The organism is Vibrio stylophorae (genome assembly GCF_921293875.1).
Taxonomy (GTDB): domain Bacteria; phylum Pseudomonadota; class Gammaproteobacteria; order Enterobacterales; family Vibrionaceae; genus Vibrio_A; species Vibrio_A stylophorae.
Genome location: NZ_CAKLDI010000001.1, coordinates 2,121,146 through 2,135,396, shown reverse-complemented (window position 1 = coordinate 2,135,396; position 14,251 = coordinate 2,121,146). Strand labels below are relative to the sequence as shown.

The following is a 14,251-nucleotide window of genomic DNA, read 5'->3' as shown; positions in this document are numbered from 1 at the left end:
AGGAAAAATCATGAACAAAAAGAAGCTGATTATATTTGCCGGTATTGGCCTTGTGGTCGTGCTACTTGCTGTGGGCGGTTGGATGTTCTTGAGCGGTGGCGATAAAGCGGATGTGCCACCAGAGCAAGCGCCAGGCACAACCAAGCCACAAGTTGATGTTGGCGGCCCAGCTTTGTATGTCGATCTTCCTGAGCCATTTATCTTTAATGTGAGCGGTAGTAACCGCGATCGCGTGGCACAAATTAGTGTTCAGCTGATGGTGCGTGGCGATGCCAATTACCAAGTGGCGAATAACAATATTCCATTGATTCAGAGCCAAATTTTGTCGACCTTCTCCAGTGCTACGGTAGAAGAGCTTCGCGCGACAGATGGCCTGACGACGCTGCGCGATAAAGCGACCAAAGCCGTCCAAGATGCGATGCAAAAAGTGGCTGGTCGCCCTGTGGTGGAGCGCGTATTATTCACCGGTTTTGTGATGCAATAAGAAGGTAAACTGTGAGCGATCTGCTGACCCAAGACGAAATTGATGCCCTGCTGCACGGGGTCGATGATGTTGATGAGACAGAGACCATTGAGGAATCACATGATGGTGCGACCTCCTTTGACTTTTCATCACAAGACCGCATTGTGCGTGGCCGCATGCCGACGCTGGAGCTTATTAATGAACGCTTCGCGCGGCATATGCGCATTAGCCTCTTTAATATGCTGCGTAAAACAGCGGAGGTGTCGATCAATGGCGTGCAGATGCTCAAATTTGGTGAATACCAAAATACCCTCTATGTCCCCACCAGTTTAAACATGGTGCGTTTTCGCCCGCTGAAGGGGACCGCCTTGGTCACCATGGAAGCGCGTTTGGTGTTTATTTTGGTGGAGAACTTCTTTGGTGGTGATGGTCGATTCCACGCCAAAATTGAAGGTCGCGAATTTACCCCAACAGAGCGCCGCATTATTCAAATGCTACTCAAGTTGGTGTTTGAAGATTACAAAGAAGCCTGGTCGCCAGTAATGGGGGTTGAGTTTGAGTATCTTGACTCTGAAGTGAACCCAACCATGGCGAACATTGTCAGCCCCACGGAAGTGATCGTGGTGAGTTCTTTCCATATTGAACTCGATGGCGGCGGCGGCGATTTCCACGTGGTGATGCCGTACTCCATGGTCGAGCCGATTCGTGAATTGCTCGATGCTGGTGTGCAAAGTGACAAGATGGATACCGACATGCGCTGGAGCATGGCGCTGCGCGATGAAATTTTGGATGTGCCTGTGTCATTGCGTGCCAAGCTGCTAGATATGGACTTGGCACTGCGCGATCTAATGGAACTGCAGGCGGGCGATATTATCCCTATTGATATGCCTGAAAATATCACCGTCTTTGTTGAAGATTTACCGACCTATCACGCCAAGATGGGACAGCGCAACGATCATATTGCGCTCAAAATTACAGAAAAATTGAAGCGGCCCGAAATGGTAAAAACCGATCTGGCCTTTTTGGATGATGGGCTCGCTGAAGAGCTTATCGACAGTATTCCGCTCGATAATGATTAAATGAGGTTCATGCCATGGCAACTGATGATCAACAACAAATGGCCGATGAATGGGCCGCAGCACTTGCTGAACAAGGTGATGCAGATGCGATCTTAAATGACAGTGTGGCGCAAGCTCCGCTGGAAGAGCTTTCTGATGAAAGCAGCCCAATTAGCGATGATGAGCGTCGCAAATTGGATGCGATTCTCGATATTCCGGTGACCATCTCCATGGAAGTGGGGCGCTCGCAAATCAATATTCGTAATTTGCTGCAGCTTAACCAGGGCTCCGTGGTCGAGCTTGATCGCGTTGCCGGTGAGTCATTGGATGTTTTGGTCAACGGCACCTTGATTGCCCACGGCGAAGTGGTGGTGGTCAACGATAAATTTGGTATTCGTTTGACCGACGTGATCAGCCAAACAGAGCGCATCAAAAAACTACGATAGGATTCGAAACATGGCGCGATTGCTATGGATTGCTCTGCTGTTTTCGCCCAGCGCGTGGGCAGTAGAATCTGAAAAATTAGATCTATTCAGCACGGTGAGCGCGCTGTTTTTTGTGCTGGTGCTAATTTTTGTGCTGGCGGCCGTGGTGCGCAAAATGCGTTTACCGGGTGTGGCCGTGCGTCATCAAGAACTACAAGTGGTGGCGCAGCTTCCCATTGGCCCCAAAGAGCGTTTAATGGTGGTACAAGTGGGCGAGCAACAGGTATTGCTCGGTGTCACTGCGCAGCAAATCAATCAATTAGCCGTGTTGGAGCAGCCACTCAGTCAGCCAAGCTCATCGGATTTTGCCAGCCAGCTTGGCCGCTTGCTCAAACAGCAGGGGCAAAAAGGTAAGAAAACCAAAGTGTCAGCCTCAGTTTCTGAAGATACTGAGTCGACCCATTCACAGGAGTCATCGCAATGAGTCGCCATGTCGTGATGACCCTCACCCTCATCTTGCTACTGTGTTCCTATTTTGCCAGCGCCGCCCATGCTGCGCCTGAGCCTGTAACCCTGGCAGTACCCGAGCCAACCATAGAACTACCAATGCAAGGTGGTGGCGGTATTCCGGCGATGACGGTTACTGTCAACCCGGATGGCACCGAGGATTACTCGGTTACCCTACAAATTCTGGCCTTAATGACCATGCTCGGCTTTTTGCCGGCCATCGTCATTTTGATGACCTCTTTTACCCGTATTGTGGTGGTGATGGCGATTTTGCGTCAAGCCTTGGGTTTGCAACAAACGCCATCGAATCAGGTGGTGATCGGTATTTCGCTGTTTTTGACCTTCTTTATTATGTCGCCGGTGATCGATCAGATTAATACCAAGGCGGTTCAGCCCTATCTCAATGAGCAGATGACGGCACGTCAGGCATTTACAGAAGCACAAAAACCGCTGCGCGCCTTTATGCTCAAGCAGACGCGGGTCAAAGATCTGGAAACCTTCGTCAATATGTCAGGCTCAACTGCCAAAGATCCAGAAGAAGTGCCGATGACGGTACTGATCCCTGCCTTTGTCACCTCGGAGCTTAAAACCGCCTTTCAAATTGGCTTTATGCTGTTTTTGCCATTTTTGATTATCGACTTGGTGGTGGCCTCCATTTTGATGGCCATGGGTATGATGATGTTGTCTCCGATGATCGTTTCTTTGCCATTTAAACTGATGTTGTTTGTGCTGGTGGATGGTTGGAATTTGATTCTATCGACACTGGCCGCAAGTTTTGGCGGAGGTGGGCCATGACCCCAGAGTATTTCGTCGATATCTTTCGAGATGCCCTTTATTTAGTGCTGATTCTGGTATCGGCGATCGTGATCCCCGGTTTGCTGATTGGTTTGGTGGTGGCTGTATTTCAGGCGGCCACCTCGATTAACGAACAAACCTTAAGCTTTTTGCCGCGCTTGATTGTGACCTTATTGGCCTTGATGTTTTTTGGTCATTGGATGGTGCGGATGTTGATGGAATACTTCTTTCGATTGATTGAAGAGATCCCTAATCTTCTCTATTAGGTGAGCGAGTGTCCTATTCAGCAGATGTGGTGCTAACTTGGCTGGCCAACTATTTTTGGCCGCTGACACGCATCTCTGCAATGATGATGGTAATGACCTTCTTTGGTGCGCGTTTTGTGCCCGCTCGCATTCGCCTGTTTCTCGCGCTTGCTATTACTTTTGCGGTGATGCCTGCGCTGCCCATCGTGCCAGATATTGAACTCTTCTCACTGCATGGTTTTTTGATCACCGCGCAGCAGCTGCTGATCGGTGTGGCCATGGGCATTATTACCCAGTTTGTCACTCAGACCTTCGTCATTCTTGGTCAAATTCTCGGGATGCAATCGAGCTTGGGTTTCGCCTCCATGGTGGATCCCGCTAATGGTCAAAACACCCCGGTGCTGGGCCAGCTGTATATGATGTTGGCGGTGATGTTCTTTTTGGTCACTGATGGGCATCTGTTGATGCTACAAATGGTGGTGCACAGTTTTACCTCACTTCCCGTGGGGCAATTTTTGCAGGTCGGTGATTTTCTCAATTTATCGAAATGGTTTGGTTGGATGTTTCAGGCCGCACTGAGCATGTCGCTGGCTGGGATCATCGCCTTGCTTACCATCAATATCTCTTTTGGTGTGATGACCCGCGCGGCACCACAGCTGAATATTTTCTCGCTGGGCTTTGCTTTTACCTTGTTGATCGGTTTGATGATCAGCTGGTATTTGCTACTTGAGCTCTATCCGCATTACAGCCAGCACTGGCAGTTTGGGGTGGAGCAAATCTGTAATCTCATTGGCGTTGATTGCGCTTAACGCGCAAGGAGTGAGGTATGGCAGAGTCCGACGGTCAAGAAAGAACAGAAGACGCCTCAGCCCGAAGGCTTCAGCAGGCGCGGGAGAAGGGTCAAGTACCGCGCTCAAGAGAATTGGCATCCGTTGCAGTGATGGTCGCTGGCGCTTTGGCATTGATGTGGTTTGGTCAAAGTATTGGCGAGGGATTGGCTGCGGTGATGCGCCGCCTTTTTTCGCTTTCTCGCGATGAAGTGTTCGATTTCCCTAAGCTGCTCAATATTCTATTTCAGGCTTTGGGCTCACTGCTGATCCCCATGTCCATCGTGTTGATTTTGCTGTTTATTGCTGGCTTTATCGGCGCCTCTGGTTTAGGTGGCATTAGCTTTTCCACCGAAGCGGCAATGCCGAAAATGTCCAAAATGAACCCGCTGACTGGGGTCAAACGGATGTTTGGTAAGCAAAGCCTGGTAGAGCTTCTCAAATCCATTCTGAAAGTGGCTTTGGTGGTGGGGGTGGCCTATTCCCTGATCACCGACAGCGTTGAAGAGTTCTTTTTGCTTAATCGCGAACACTACCCAAGTAATGTTTATCATGCGCTGGATATGCTGATGGACTTTGTGCTGTTGATCTGCTGCTCGCTGCTGATTGTGGTGGCGATCGATGTGCCTTTTCAAATTCGTCAGCACAATGAGCAATTGAAAATGACCAAGCAAGAAGTGCGCGACGAATACAAAGAGACCGAAGGTCGTCCCGAAGTCAAAGGGCGAATTCGTCAGTTGCAACGTGAAATGGCGCAGCGGCGTATGATGGCTGAAGTGCCTAAGGCTGATGTTGTGATCACCAACCCGGAGCACTATTCAGTGGCGCTTCGCTATGACCAAAGTGTCGATAGTGCGCCGATTGTGATCGCCAAGGGGATTGACCACAATGCGATGAAGATTCGTGAAATCGCCGCCCAGTACGATATTCCGATATTACCGGCGCCGCCACTGACTCGTGCGCTGTACCACACCACGGAGCTTGAGCAGCAAATTCCTGACGGTTTGTTTGTCGCTGTCGCGCAGGTTTTAGCCTACATCTACCAGCTCAAACAGTTCCAAAAAGGGCGGGCGCCAAGGCCGAAATTCGATGGTCAGAAGATCGATATTCCAAAAGATATGCGCTACTAACCTTCTGTTTATGTAAGTGAAATGTGATTCAGTCACCGCAGAGTCAATTTATTGGCTTGATCTTGGTATCCTTTTTGCTTCCTTCCCTGTAATCGACGGGCATAACCCGTTTCAAATTTCACCTATTTCGGTGCTTGCACATAGATGAAACAATTTACCTCAACACTGGCAAATAAATTGCCGCTGCAGCGTCTGCGTTCGATTCAAGGGATCGGTGCGCCTTTTATCGTGCTGGCAACCTTGGGCATGATTGTGCTGCCAATGCCGCCGTTTTTGCTCGATATGATGTTCTCATTCAATATCGCGCTGGCCATGGTGGTGCTTTTGGTGACGATTTATACCCGTCGCCCCTTGGACTTTGCTGCTTTCCCAACGGTGCTGTTGGTCGCAACCTTGCTGCGCTTGGCATTGAACGTGGCCTCGACGCGGGTGGTGTTACTGCGCGGTCATGAGGGTGATGGCGCGGCCGGTCAGGTGATTGAGGCCTTTGGTAACGTGGTGATCGGCGGTAACTATGCCGTGGGTATGGTGGTGTTCTTGATCTTGATGATCATTAACTTCATGGTTGTCACCAAAGGTGCAGGCCGTATTTCAGAAGTGAGTGCTCGCTTTACCTTGGATGCATTACCCGGTAAGCAAATGGCCATCGATGCCGACTTAAACGCCGGTTTGATTGACCAAGAGCAAGCGCGCCTTCGTCGTTTTGAAGTAACCAAAGAAGCTGACTTCTACGGTTCTATGGATGGTGCCTCGAAGTTTGTCAAAGGGGATGCCATCGCCGGTATTTTGATTTTGTTTATCAACATCATTGGCGGTTTAAGTATCGGTATTGCGCAATACGGTTTGCCCTTTGGCGAAGCGATGCAAATCTATACCTTGTTGACCATTGGTGACGGTCTGGTTGCTCAGATCCCATCGCTCCTTCTTTCCATCGGCGCAGCCATTATGGTGACGCGTCAGAATACCGAAGAAGATATGGGCGAGGCCATGGTGAGTCAGATGTTTGACAGCCCGAAAGCGCTGAGCATCACCGCGGGTATTTTGTTCATCATGGGGATTATCCCCGGCATGCCGCACTTCGCCTTTTTGCTCTTTGCGCTACTCGCAGGGGGCGCGGCTTATTGGAAAATTCGCAAGCAAAAAGAGCAAGAAGAAAAAACAGAAGCCATGGCGCTTGAGCCTGTTGAGCCGCCAAAACCCAAAGAGCTCTCTTGGGATGACGTACAACCCGTGGATATTATCGGCCTTGAAGTGGGCTATCGCCTGATTACCTTGGTTGACCGTGAGCAAGGTGGTGAATTGCTTGAGCGGGTCAAAGGGGTGCGCAAGAAGCTTTCTCAGGACTTTGGCTTTTTGATTCCACCGGTTCATATTCGAGACAACCTTGAACTGCCGCCCAATGGTTATCGCATTATGCTCATGGGGGTGGCGTGCGGCGAAGCTGAAATTCGCCCAGATCAAGAGCTGGCGATTAACCCAGGCCAAGTCTACGGCCCATTAGAAGGGGAGCATACCCGCGATCCCGCCTTTGGTCTTGAAGCGGTTTGGATTCGCGGACCACAGCAAGAGCATGCGCAGGCCTTGGGCTACACCGTGGTGGATGCCGCGACTGTGCTGGCAACCCATATGAGTCAAGTGCTGACCAACCATGCGGCGCAATTACTTGGCCATGAAGAGGTGCAGAACTTGATGGAGATGCTGGGTCGCAGTGCGCCGAAATTGGTGGAGAACTTTATTCCCGATCAGGTGCCTTTGGGTGCTGTGGTCAAGACCTTGCAGAACTTGCTGCATGAGCATATTCCGATTCGCGATATTCGCACCATTGTCCAAACCTTGGCCGAATACGCACCAAAGAGTCAAGATCCTGACATTCTGACAGCCGCTGTGCGCATTGCCTTGAAGCGGATGATCGTACAGGAAATCAATGGTATCTCGCCGGAAGTGCCAGTCATTACTCTGACGCCAGAGTTGGAACAGTTATTGCATAAAACTATGCAAGCGTCAGGCGGCGAATCCACCGGTATTGAACCGGGTTTGGCAGAGCGTATGCAGCAGTCCTTGATGGAAGCAACTCAGAAACAGGAACTGCAGGGCGAGCCAGCTATTTTGCTTACTTCCGGGGTGCTGCGTAGCACACTCGCTAAGTTTGTGAAAAACACGATTCCTAGTATTCGCGTGCTCTCTTACCAAGAGATTCCGGATGAGAAACAGATTCGAATCGTGCACGCGGTCGGCAATTGATACGAGCGCTCTTATGGGCATAACACTTAGGTAGTCACTTTGAAAATAAAACGATTTTTTGCCAAAGATATGCGCACTGCCTTGGCTGAGGTGAAAGAAGAGCTCGGCCCAGATGCAGTGATCATGTCCAATAAGCGTGTGACCGGCGGCGTAGAAATTGTTGCAGCAGTGGACAATGAACCCGCTGCACCATCGGTGCAAAAGCAGCAAGCTGAAGCGCAACTTGATCGCGGTTATAGCTCTGCGCGCCGTAAATTGCTCGACGACCAAGTTCAGTTGTCGCAGCGCTCGATGCGTCAATCACAGTCAGCACCAAGCCATGGCAATAGCCGCTTTGCTGGGATGCTGGATCAGATGCAGCAAACAAGCCCGCGCCATGAAGAAACCGAAGCCGATTCTTTGGCGGCTTTGCTTGAACGCCAGCAGCGTCAGCAAGGTGGCGGTCGCGCGCCAGCGCCACGTCGCCAAGCGCAAGATGACCGTTATGATTTGACGCGCAGTAAAGAGCAGCGTCATCAAAAAGCGCAAGAGACCTTTAACCGTGGTCAAGAGCGCCGTGCACGTCACGATGACTCACCAATGCGTCGCCGTGAGCAGCAGCCTGATGAACTGACCACCATGCGCCAAGAGATGGCTTCCATTCGAAGCCTGCTCGAACACCAGTTGTCTGGTTTGATGTGGCAAGAGGTGGAGCGCAAAGAGCCACTTCGCGCCCTGCTGATTAAACGCTTGCAGCGTATGGGATTGTCTGAAGAGTTGGCTGACCAGCTCGCAAGTTATATTCCAGAAGTCATGACCCCACATGAAGCCTGGCCGACACTGATGGAAATGCTGTCGGATCAGATTCTTACTTTGGATGAGTGCATCATCGAAACAGGCGGCGTTGTGGCGCTACTTGGCCCAACGGGTGTGGGTAAAACCACCACTATCGCAAAGCTGGCTGCACGCGCAGCGATGGAGCATGGCCCTGACGAAGTGGCACTAGTGACAACAGACACTTACCGGATTGGTGCCCACGAACAATTGGCAACCTATGGACGAATCATGGGTTGCACCGTAAAAGTTGCTAAAGATGCGGATGAACTGGCCGATATATTGTATCAATTGCGCCATCGACGCTTAGTTCTGGTGGATACCGCAGGTATGGGTCAGCGTGATATTCGTCTTTCAGAACAACTAGATACATTAATGATGAACAGTGGTGCCAAGATCAAAAGCTTCTTGGTTTTACCCGCAACCGCGCAGCGCCGTGTGTTGCAAGAAACCATTGATCATTTCCGCAGAATTCCATTATCGGGCTGCGTTTTGACCAAGTTGGATGAGTCATTGAGTTTGGGTGAACTGCTTTGCGTCACCATTCGCAATGCACTCCCTGTGGCCTATTTGGCCGATGGTCAGCGTGTACCGGAAGATATTAAGCCTGCGACAGGCCAGAATTTAGTATCTCGAGCAGAAAAGTTGCTCGAATATGATTTAGAACAGCAGACTCATTTCTGGGGGAATGACCCATCAGATTACTCGGTGGCGGACAGTTATGATTGAAACCAATATGCATGATCAAGCCAGCGGCCTCCGCCGTTTAACTCAGCCGACCTCAACCAAAGTCATTACTGTGACTGGTGGCAAGGGTGGTGTTGGTAAAACCAACGTCAGCCTAAACATGGCCGTTGCCATGGCCAAACAGGGCAAAAAAGTGATGGTCTTTGATGCCGACTTAGGTTTGGCCAACGTCGATGTGATGTTGGGTCTGCGTTCGACTTTGAACCTATCGCACGTCCTTGCCGGTCGTTGCGAGCTGGAAGACATCATTGTTGAAGGCCCATACGGCGTCAAAATTGTGCCGGCTGCCTCAGGCACACGTTCCATGGCAGAGCTCAATGAAGCGCAACATGCCGGTCTTATCCGCGCATTTAGTTCGCTTGAAGAGCATGTCGATGTGATGATTGTCGATACAGCGGCGGGTATCTCTGATATGGTGCTCAGCTTCTCACGAGCGGCGCAAGATGTGATTGTGGTCGTTTGTGATGAACCAACGTCTATTACCGATGCTTACGCTTTGATAAAAATACTGAGTCGTGAGTATCAAGTGCCGCGCTTTAAAGTGGTGGCCAATATGGTGCGTAGCTACCGCGAAGGACGTGAGCTATTTACTAAGCTCACTCGCGTAACTGAGCGCTTCTTGACCGCCAATCTAGAGTTGGTGGCTTGTATTCCATTGGACGACAATGTGCGCCAATCGGTGAAGCGCCAAAAATTGGTGGTTGACGCCGCGCCGCGTTCACCTGCCGCCTTGGCTTTGAACTCCTTGGCGACCAAAGCGGCCACCTGGCCAGTACCGTCGAATCCAAGTGGGCATCTTGAGTTTTTCGTTGAGAAACTATTGATGCGACCACAAAGTGAGATGATGGGGGAGCGGCTGAGTGAATAAAATGGCAACCTATCATCAGGTCAAGGAGAGTCCGCATGCGTTTATTGAGCGCCATCGTGATTTGGTGAAACGAATTGCCCATCATTTAATTGGCCGCTTACCACCAAACGTTTTGCTCGAAGACCTGATTCAAGCCGGGATGATTGGCTTGATTGAAGCGCAGCAAAACTATGACGCCACCAAAGGCGCAAGTTTTGAAACATTTGCAGGCATTCGTATTCGCGGTGCCATGCTTGATGAAATTCGTCGCGGCGATTGGGTGCCGCGTTCTGTGCATCGCAATAGCCGTGCGATCAGCCAGGCCATCAATCTGCTTGAGCATGAATTGGGCCGCGATCCAACGGATGTGGAAATTGCAGCACATCTAGAAGTTTCGGTGAGTCAATATCACCAAATGCTCAACGACGTCAGTTGTGGTCGTCTGTTGGGGATTGAAGATCTGGGGGTATCGGAAGATGCCATCCATCATGAAGATCAGTCAGAAGAGAACATTCCCTTTGCCGGGGTTGCTGAGGAGAGTTTTCGATTGGCTTTGATCGAGTCAATTAAGACCCTACCTGAGCGAGAAGCTTTGGTTCTATCGCTGTACTACGACGAAGAACTGAACTTAAAAGAGATTGGTGCTGTGCTTGGTGTGAGTGAATCTCGTGTAAGCCAGATTCACAGTCAAGCTATGCAACGCCTACGAGCCAAGCTATCGGCTTGGCGCGACGATGAATACTAAAGCAATAACGAGACCTCAGTGGAGGCAACTTTGAATAAAAATATGAAAATCCTGATTGTTGATGATTTCTCAACAATGCGTCGTATCGTCAAAAACCTTCTTCGTGACTTGGGTTTTAACAACACCCATGAAGCGGATGATGGCCTGACAGCGTTACCTATGCTCAACAAGGGTGGATTTGATTTTGTCGTTACCGACTGGAATATGCCAGGCATGCAGGGCATCGACCTGCTGCGTCATATTCGCGCTGACGATAGCCTCAAACATCTCCCTGTCTTGATGATCACCGCGGAAGCAAAACGCGAACAGATCATTGAAGCGGCGCAAGCCGGGGTGAACGGGTATATCGTGAAACCATTTACAGCAGCCACCTTGAAAGAGAAGCTCGATAAAATTTTTGAGCGTATGTAACCGCTGTTGATGTCACGAGCGAAAGAAGGAAAAACGAATGATAACGCTCGAGCAGGCCCAACAGCTAGTTACCTTGTTAGAACAGGGTGAACAGGGCCAAGCCAATCAATTGATTGGAGAAATTATTGAAGCAAGTACGCTGCCGATTTATCACGAAGTTGGGCGCATCACGCGTCAGCTTCATGACTCTTTAGCTGAATTTCGAATTGATCCGAGACTAGGCGCTTTGGCGACCTATGAAATTCCAGACGCTCGGGATCGTTTGACCTATGTGATCGATAAAACAGAAGAAGCGGCAAACCGTACCATGGATGCCGTTGAGCGCTGCCTTCCTATGGCAGAGCAACTTGGGGAACACATTGGTCAGGTGCGTCCTAGCTGGAATCAGCTGATGCGCGGCGACTTAAAACTAGCTGAATTTAAAAATCTATGTCACGAAGTTGAAGACCTGCTGACGCACATTGAGGGCGATAGCGGGGAAGTGAAACATCAACTGACTGAAATTTTGATGGCACAGGACTTTCAGGATCTCACGGGGCAAACCATTCGCCGCGTGATCGTTTTGGTTCATGAAGTTGAAGAGCAGCTGGTTGAGATTTTAAAAGCCTTTGGTATTGAGCCTGAGCAGGTTGAGCAACCCACTGTGGACTCAGCGCAAGCAGAAGGGCCCATTATCCATCCGGATCAACGTCAGGATGTGGTCAATGGCCAGGATGATGTCGACGACTTGCTATCAAGTCTCGGGTTCTAGGGGAATAGTATGAGTTTCGAAGTGGATGAAGATATTCTTCAGGACTTTTTAATTGAAGCCGGTGAAATCTTAGAGCAACTTTCTGAGCAGCTGGTGGAACTTGAACAAAGTCCAGATGATCGCGATTTACTAAACGCAATTTTCCGTGGTTTCCACACCGTAAAAGGTGGTGCAGGCTTTCTTTCCTTGGGTGAGCTCGTGGATGCTTGTCACGGTGCAGAAAACGTCTTTGACTTGCTGCGCAATGACAAACGCCGCGTTACAACCACCTTGATGGATGTGATTCTGCAAGCGCTAGACACCATCAATGCAATGTTTGAATTGGTGCAGCAGCGCGAACCCCTGTCGCCAGCGCCAGCTGAATTGCTAGAAGCGCTACACAAATTAAGTGATGCCAGCCTGACCCAAGAGCAAGCGGAAGCTGCGTTGGGAGGCGGTGCGCCAGCCCCTGTTGTCGAGCCTGAGCCTGTCATCGAAGCGCCAGCGCCTGTTGTTGAAACGAGCGTTGAAACTCATGTTGAAGCGCCAGCCGCTTCAGCAGCGCCGCATGCAGAGATCACTTCAGGCCAGTCTGTCGATGACATCACTGACGACGAATTTGAAAAGCTATTGGATGAGCTCCATGGCGCCGGTAAAGGCCCATCGGCTCATAGCGAACCTGCGCCAGCTGCACCTGCAGCGCCGGCAGCATCGGTGATCAGCGAAAGCGGTGACATTACTGATGATGAGTTCGAACGTTTGCTTGATGAGCTGCATGGTGCCGGTAATGGCCCATCAGGTCACAGCGAACCTGCGCCAGTCGCACCCGCAGCACCCGCAGCCAGCGGCGATAGCGATATCATGACCGATGCTGAGTTTGAAAAGCTGCTGGACGAACTGCATGGTGCGGGTAAAGGCCCAAGTGCAGAAGAGTTAGAAGCAGCAACCAAACCGGCCTCTGCCAACCTTGCTGCGGCGCAAGCTGTGGTTGAGAAAATTGAAGCGGCGAAATCAGTCCCTGCGTCAACGCCTGCACCAGCTGCATCCGCAGCGCCTGCGGCAAAAGCAGCGGATAAAGCCAAACCGCAAGCAGAAGCCACTGTGCGTGTGGATACCCAAACCCTCGATACCATTATGAATATGGTGGGTGAGCTGGTGTTGGTGCGCAACCGCTTGGTGAGCCTTGGTCTGAACAGCAACGATGAAGAGATGTCGAAAGCTGTTGCCAACCTAGATGTGGTGACCGCTGATCTGCAAGGCGCGGTGATGAAAACCCGCATGCAGCCAATCAAAAAAGTGTTTGGCCGCTTCCCTCGCGTGGTTCGTGATTTGGCGCGTAGCTTGAATAAAGAGATCAGTCTTGAACTGCGCGGCGAAGAAACCGACTTGGATAAAAACCTGGTTGAGGCCTTGGCCGATCCTTTGGTCCACTTGGTGCGCAACTCCGTTGACCATGGCATCGAGATGCCAGATGTCCGTGAGAAAGCTGGTAAACCACGTAAAGGTACGGTGACCCTTGCAGCGTCACAAGAAGGCGATCACATCTTGCTGACCATTTCTGATGATGGCGGCGGTATGGACCCAGATAAATTGCGCTCAATTGCGATTGAGCGTGGCTTGATGGATAGCGATGCAGCGGCGCGTTTAAGCGACACTGAAGCCTACAATCTCATCTTTGCACCGGGCTTTTCGACTAAAAAAGAGATCTCAGATATCTCAGGTCGTGGCGTTGGCATGGATGTGGTGAAAACCGGCATTAGCCAGTTGAACGGCACCATCAATATCGATTCAGGTTTAGGTCGCGGTACCGTTATTGCGATTAAAGTGCCACTGACTTTGGCGATTTTGCCAACGCTGATGGTGGGTATTGGTCAACAGCCATTTGCGCTGCCTTTGGCCAGTGTGAACGAAATTTTCCATTTGGATTTAACCAAAACCAACACTGTGGATGGTCAACTGACCATTATTGTGCGAGATAAGGCGATTCCACTGTTCTATCTACAAGATTGGTTGGATAGATCAGGTTGTCAACATAGCCGCGATCAAGGGCATGTGGTGATTGTGCAAATCGGTCACCAACGTATCGGCTTTGTGGTCGATTCCTTGATCGGTCAGGAAGAGGTGGTGATTAAGCCACTGGATAACCTGCTCCAAGGAACCCCAGGTATGGCTGGGGCGACCATCACTAGTGATGGTCATATCGCTTTGATTTTGGACGTTCCTAGCTTGTTGAAGCGCTACGCCCACTAAAAAATAGGAGTCAAAAG

At 50.5% G+C, this 14,251-nt stretch carries 15 protein-coding genes; all 15 read left to right on the top strand.

Annotated features, from left to right (window positions below; all coding sequences use genetic code 11):
• Positions 1-10 precede the first annotated feature (10 nt).
• Positions 11-484: a flagellar basal body-associated protein FliL gene (gene fliL, locus L9P36_RS09865; RefSeq protein WP_237466508.1), complete on the top strand. Its 474-nt coding sequence runs from the start codon at positions 11-13 to the stop codon at positions 482-484.
• Positions 485-495: 11 nt separating this feature from the next.
• Positions 496-1,542, top strand: coding sequence for a flagellar motor switch protein FliM (fliM, locus tag L9P36_RS09860; protein ID WP_237466507.1), 1,047 nt, complete (start codon positions 496-498; stop codon positions 1,540-1,542).
• A gap of 14 nt (positions 1,543-1,556) precedes the next feature.
• Positions 1,557-1,967 (top strand): flagellar motor switch protein FliN, encoded by a 411-nt coding sequence (fliN, locus tag L9P36_RS09855; RefSeq protein ID WP_237466506.1) that lies wholly within the window; start codon positions 1,557-1,559, stop codon positions 1,965-1,967.
• A gap of 10 nt (positions 1,968-1,977) precedes the next feature.
• A complete protein-coding gene (gene fliO, locus L9P36_RS09850; RefSeq protein ID WP_237466505.1) occupies positions 1,978-2,430 on the top strand; it encodes a flagellar biosynthetic protein FliO in 453 nt (150 codons plus the stop codon).
• Positions 2,427-3,248, top strand: coding sequence for a flagellar type III secretion system pore protein FliP (gene fliP / locus L9P36_RS09845; protein WP_237466504.1), 822 nt, complete (start codon positions 2,427-2,429; stop codon positions 3,246-3,248). The genes fliO and fliP overlap by 4 nt, the downstream gene beginning before the upstream one ends.
• Complete coding sequence (fliQ, locus tag L9P36_RS09840; RefSeq protein ID WP_237466503.1) at positions 3,245-3,514, top strand: flagellar biosynthesis protein FliQ; 270 nt, start codon at positions 3,245-3,247, stop codon at positions 3,512-3,514. Before fliP ends, fliQ begins: the two co-directional genes overlap by 4 nt.
• 8 nt (positions 3,515-3,522) lie before the next feature.
• A complete protein-coding gene (gene fliR, locus L9P36_RS09835; protein WP_237466502.1) occupies positions 3,523-4,302 on the top strand; it encodes a flagellar biosynthetic protein FliR in 780 nt (259 codons plus the stop codon).
• 17 nt (positions 4,303-4,319) lie between these two features.
• Positions 4,320-5,450 carry a flagellar biosynthesis protein FlhB gene (gene flhB / locus L9P36_RS09830; RefSeq protein ID WP_237466501.1) on the top strand — a complete coding sequence of 377 codons (1,131 nt, stop codon included), beginning with the start codon at positions 4,320-4,322 and terminating at the stop codon, positions 5,448-5,450.
• A gap of 144 nt (positions 5,451-5,594) precedes the next feature.
• Positions 5,595-7,691 carry a flagellar biosynthesis protein FlhA gene (flhA, locus tag L9P36_RS09825; protein WP_237466500.1) on the top strand — a complete coding sequence of 699 codons (2,097 nt, stop codon included), beginning with the start codon at positions 5,595-5,597 and terminating at the stop codon, positions 7,689-7,691.
• A gap of 69 nt (positions 7,692-7,760) precedes the next feature.
• The gene (flhF, locus tag L9P36_RS09820; protein WP_494338356.1) at positions 7,761-9,233 is read left to right on the top strand and encodes a flagellar biosynthesis GTPase FlhF; all 1,473 of its coding nucleotides are present in this window, start codon (positions 7,761-7,763) and stop codon (positions 9,231-9,233) included.
• Entirely contained in the window at positions 9,226-10,119 is an 894-nt protein-coding gene (locus L9P36_RS09815) for a MinD/ParA family protein (RefSeq protein ID WP_290368690.1), read from the top strand. The genes flhF and L9P36_RS09815 overlap by 8 nt, the downstream gene beginning before the upstream one ends.
• On the top strand, positions 10,112-10,843 hold the full coding sequence (locus L9P36_RS09810) for an RNA polymerase sigma factor FliA (RefSeq protein ID WP_435532740.1): 732 nt from the start codon (positions 10,112-10,114) through the stop codon (positions 10,841-10,843). Before L9P36_RS09815 ends, L9P36_RS09810 begins: the two co-directional genes overlap by 8 nt.
• A gap of 42 nt (positions 10,844-10,885) precedes the next feature.
• A complete protein-coding gene (gene cheY, locus L9P36_RS09805) occupies positions 10,886-11,254 on the top strand; it encodes a chemotaxis response regulator CheY (protein WP_237466498.1) in 369 nt (122 codons plus the stop codon).
• A gap of 37 nt (positions 11,255-11,291) precedes the next feature.
• Entirely contained in the window at positions 11,292-12,005 is a 714-nt protein-coding gene (locus L9P36_RS09800) for a protein phosphatase CheZ (RefSeq protein WP_237466497.1), read from the top strand.
• A 9-nt stretch (positions 12,006-12,014) separates the two neighbouring features.
• Entirely contained in the window at positions 12,015-14,234 is a 2,220-nt protein-coding gene (locus tag L9P36_RS09795) for a chemotaxis protein CheA (protein WP_237466496.1), read from the top strand.
• Positions 14,235-14,251 lie beyond the last annotated feature (17 nt).

Bases quoted from the DNA above. Each gene is read 5' to 3' on its own strand.
- fliL (WP_237466508.1), top strand. From the start codon at position 11: ATGAACAAAAAGAAGCTGATTATATTTGCCGGTATTGGCCTTGTGGTC.
- fliN (WP_237466506.1), top strand. From the start codon at position 1,557: ATGGCAACTGATGATCAACAACAAATGGCCGATGAATGGGCCGCAGCA.
- fliO (WP_237466505.1), top strand. From the start codon at position 1,978: ATGGCGCGATTGCTATGGATTGCTCTGCTGTTTTCGCCCAGCGCGTGG.
- fliP (WP_237466504.1), top strand. From the start codon at position 2,427: ATGAGTCGCCATGTCGTGATGACCCTCACCCTCATCTTGCTACTGTGT.
- fliQ (WP_237466503.1), top strand. From the start codon at position 3,245: ATGACCCCAGAGTATTTCGTCGATATCTTTCGAGATGCCCTTTATTTA.
- flhB (WP_237466501.1), top strand. From the start codon at position 4,320: ATGGCAGAGTCCGACGGTCAAGAAAGAACAGAAGACGCCTCAGCCCGA.
- flhA (WP_237466500.1), top strand. From the start codon at position 5,595: ATGAAACAATTTACCTCAACACTGGCAAATAAATTGCCGCTGCAGCGT.
- flhF (WP_494338356.1), top strand. From the start codon at position 7,761: ATGCGCACTGCCTTGGCTGAGGTGAAAGAAGAGCTCGGCCCAGATGCA.
- L9P36_RS09815 (WP_290368690.1), top strand. From the start codon at position 9,226: ATGATTGAAACCAATATGCATGATCAAGCCAGCGGCCTCCGCCGTTTA.
- cheY (WP_237466498.1), top strand. From the start codon at position 10,886: ATGAAAATCCTGATTGTTGATGATTTCTCAACAATGCGTCGTATCGTC.
- L9P36_RS09800 (WP_237466497.1), top strand. From the start codon at position 11,292: ATGATAACGCTCGAGCAGGCCCAACAGCTAGTTACCTTGTTAGAACAG.
- L9P36_RS09795 (WP_237466496.1), top strand. From the start codon at position 12,015: ATGAGTTTCGAAGTGGATGAAGATATTCTTCAGGACTTTTTAATTGAA.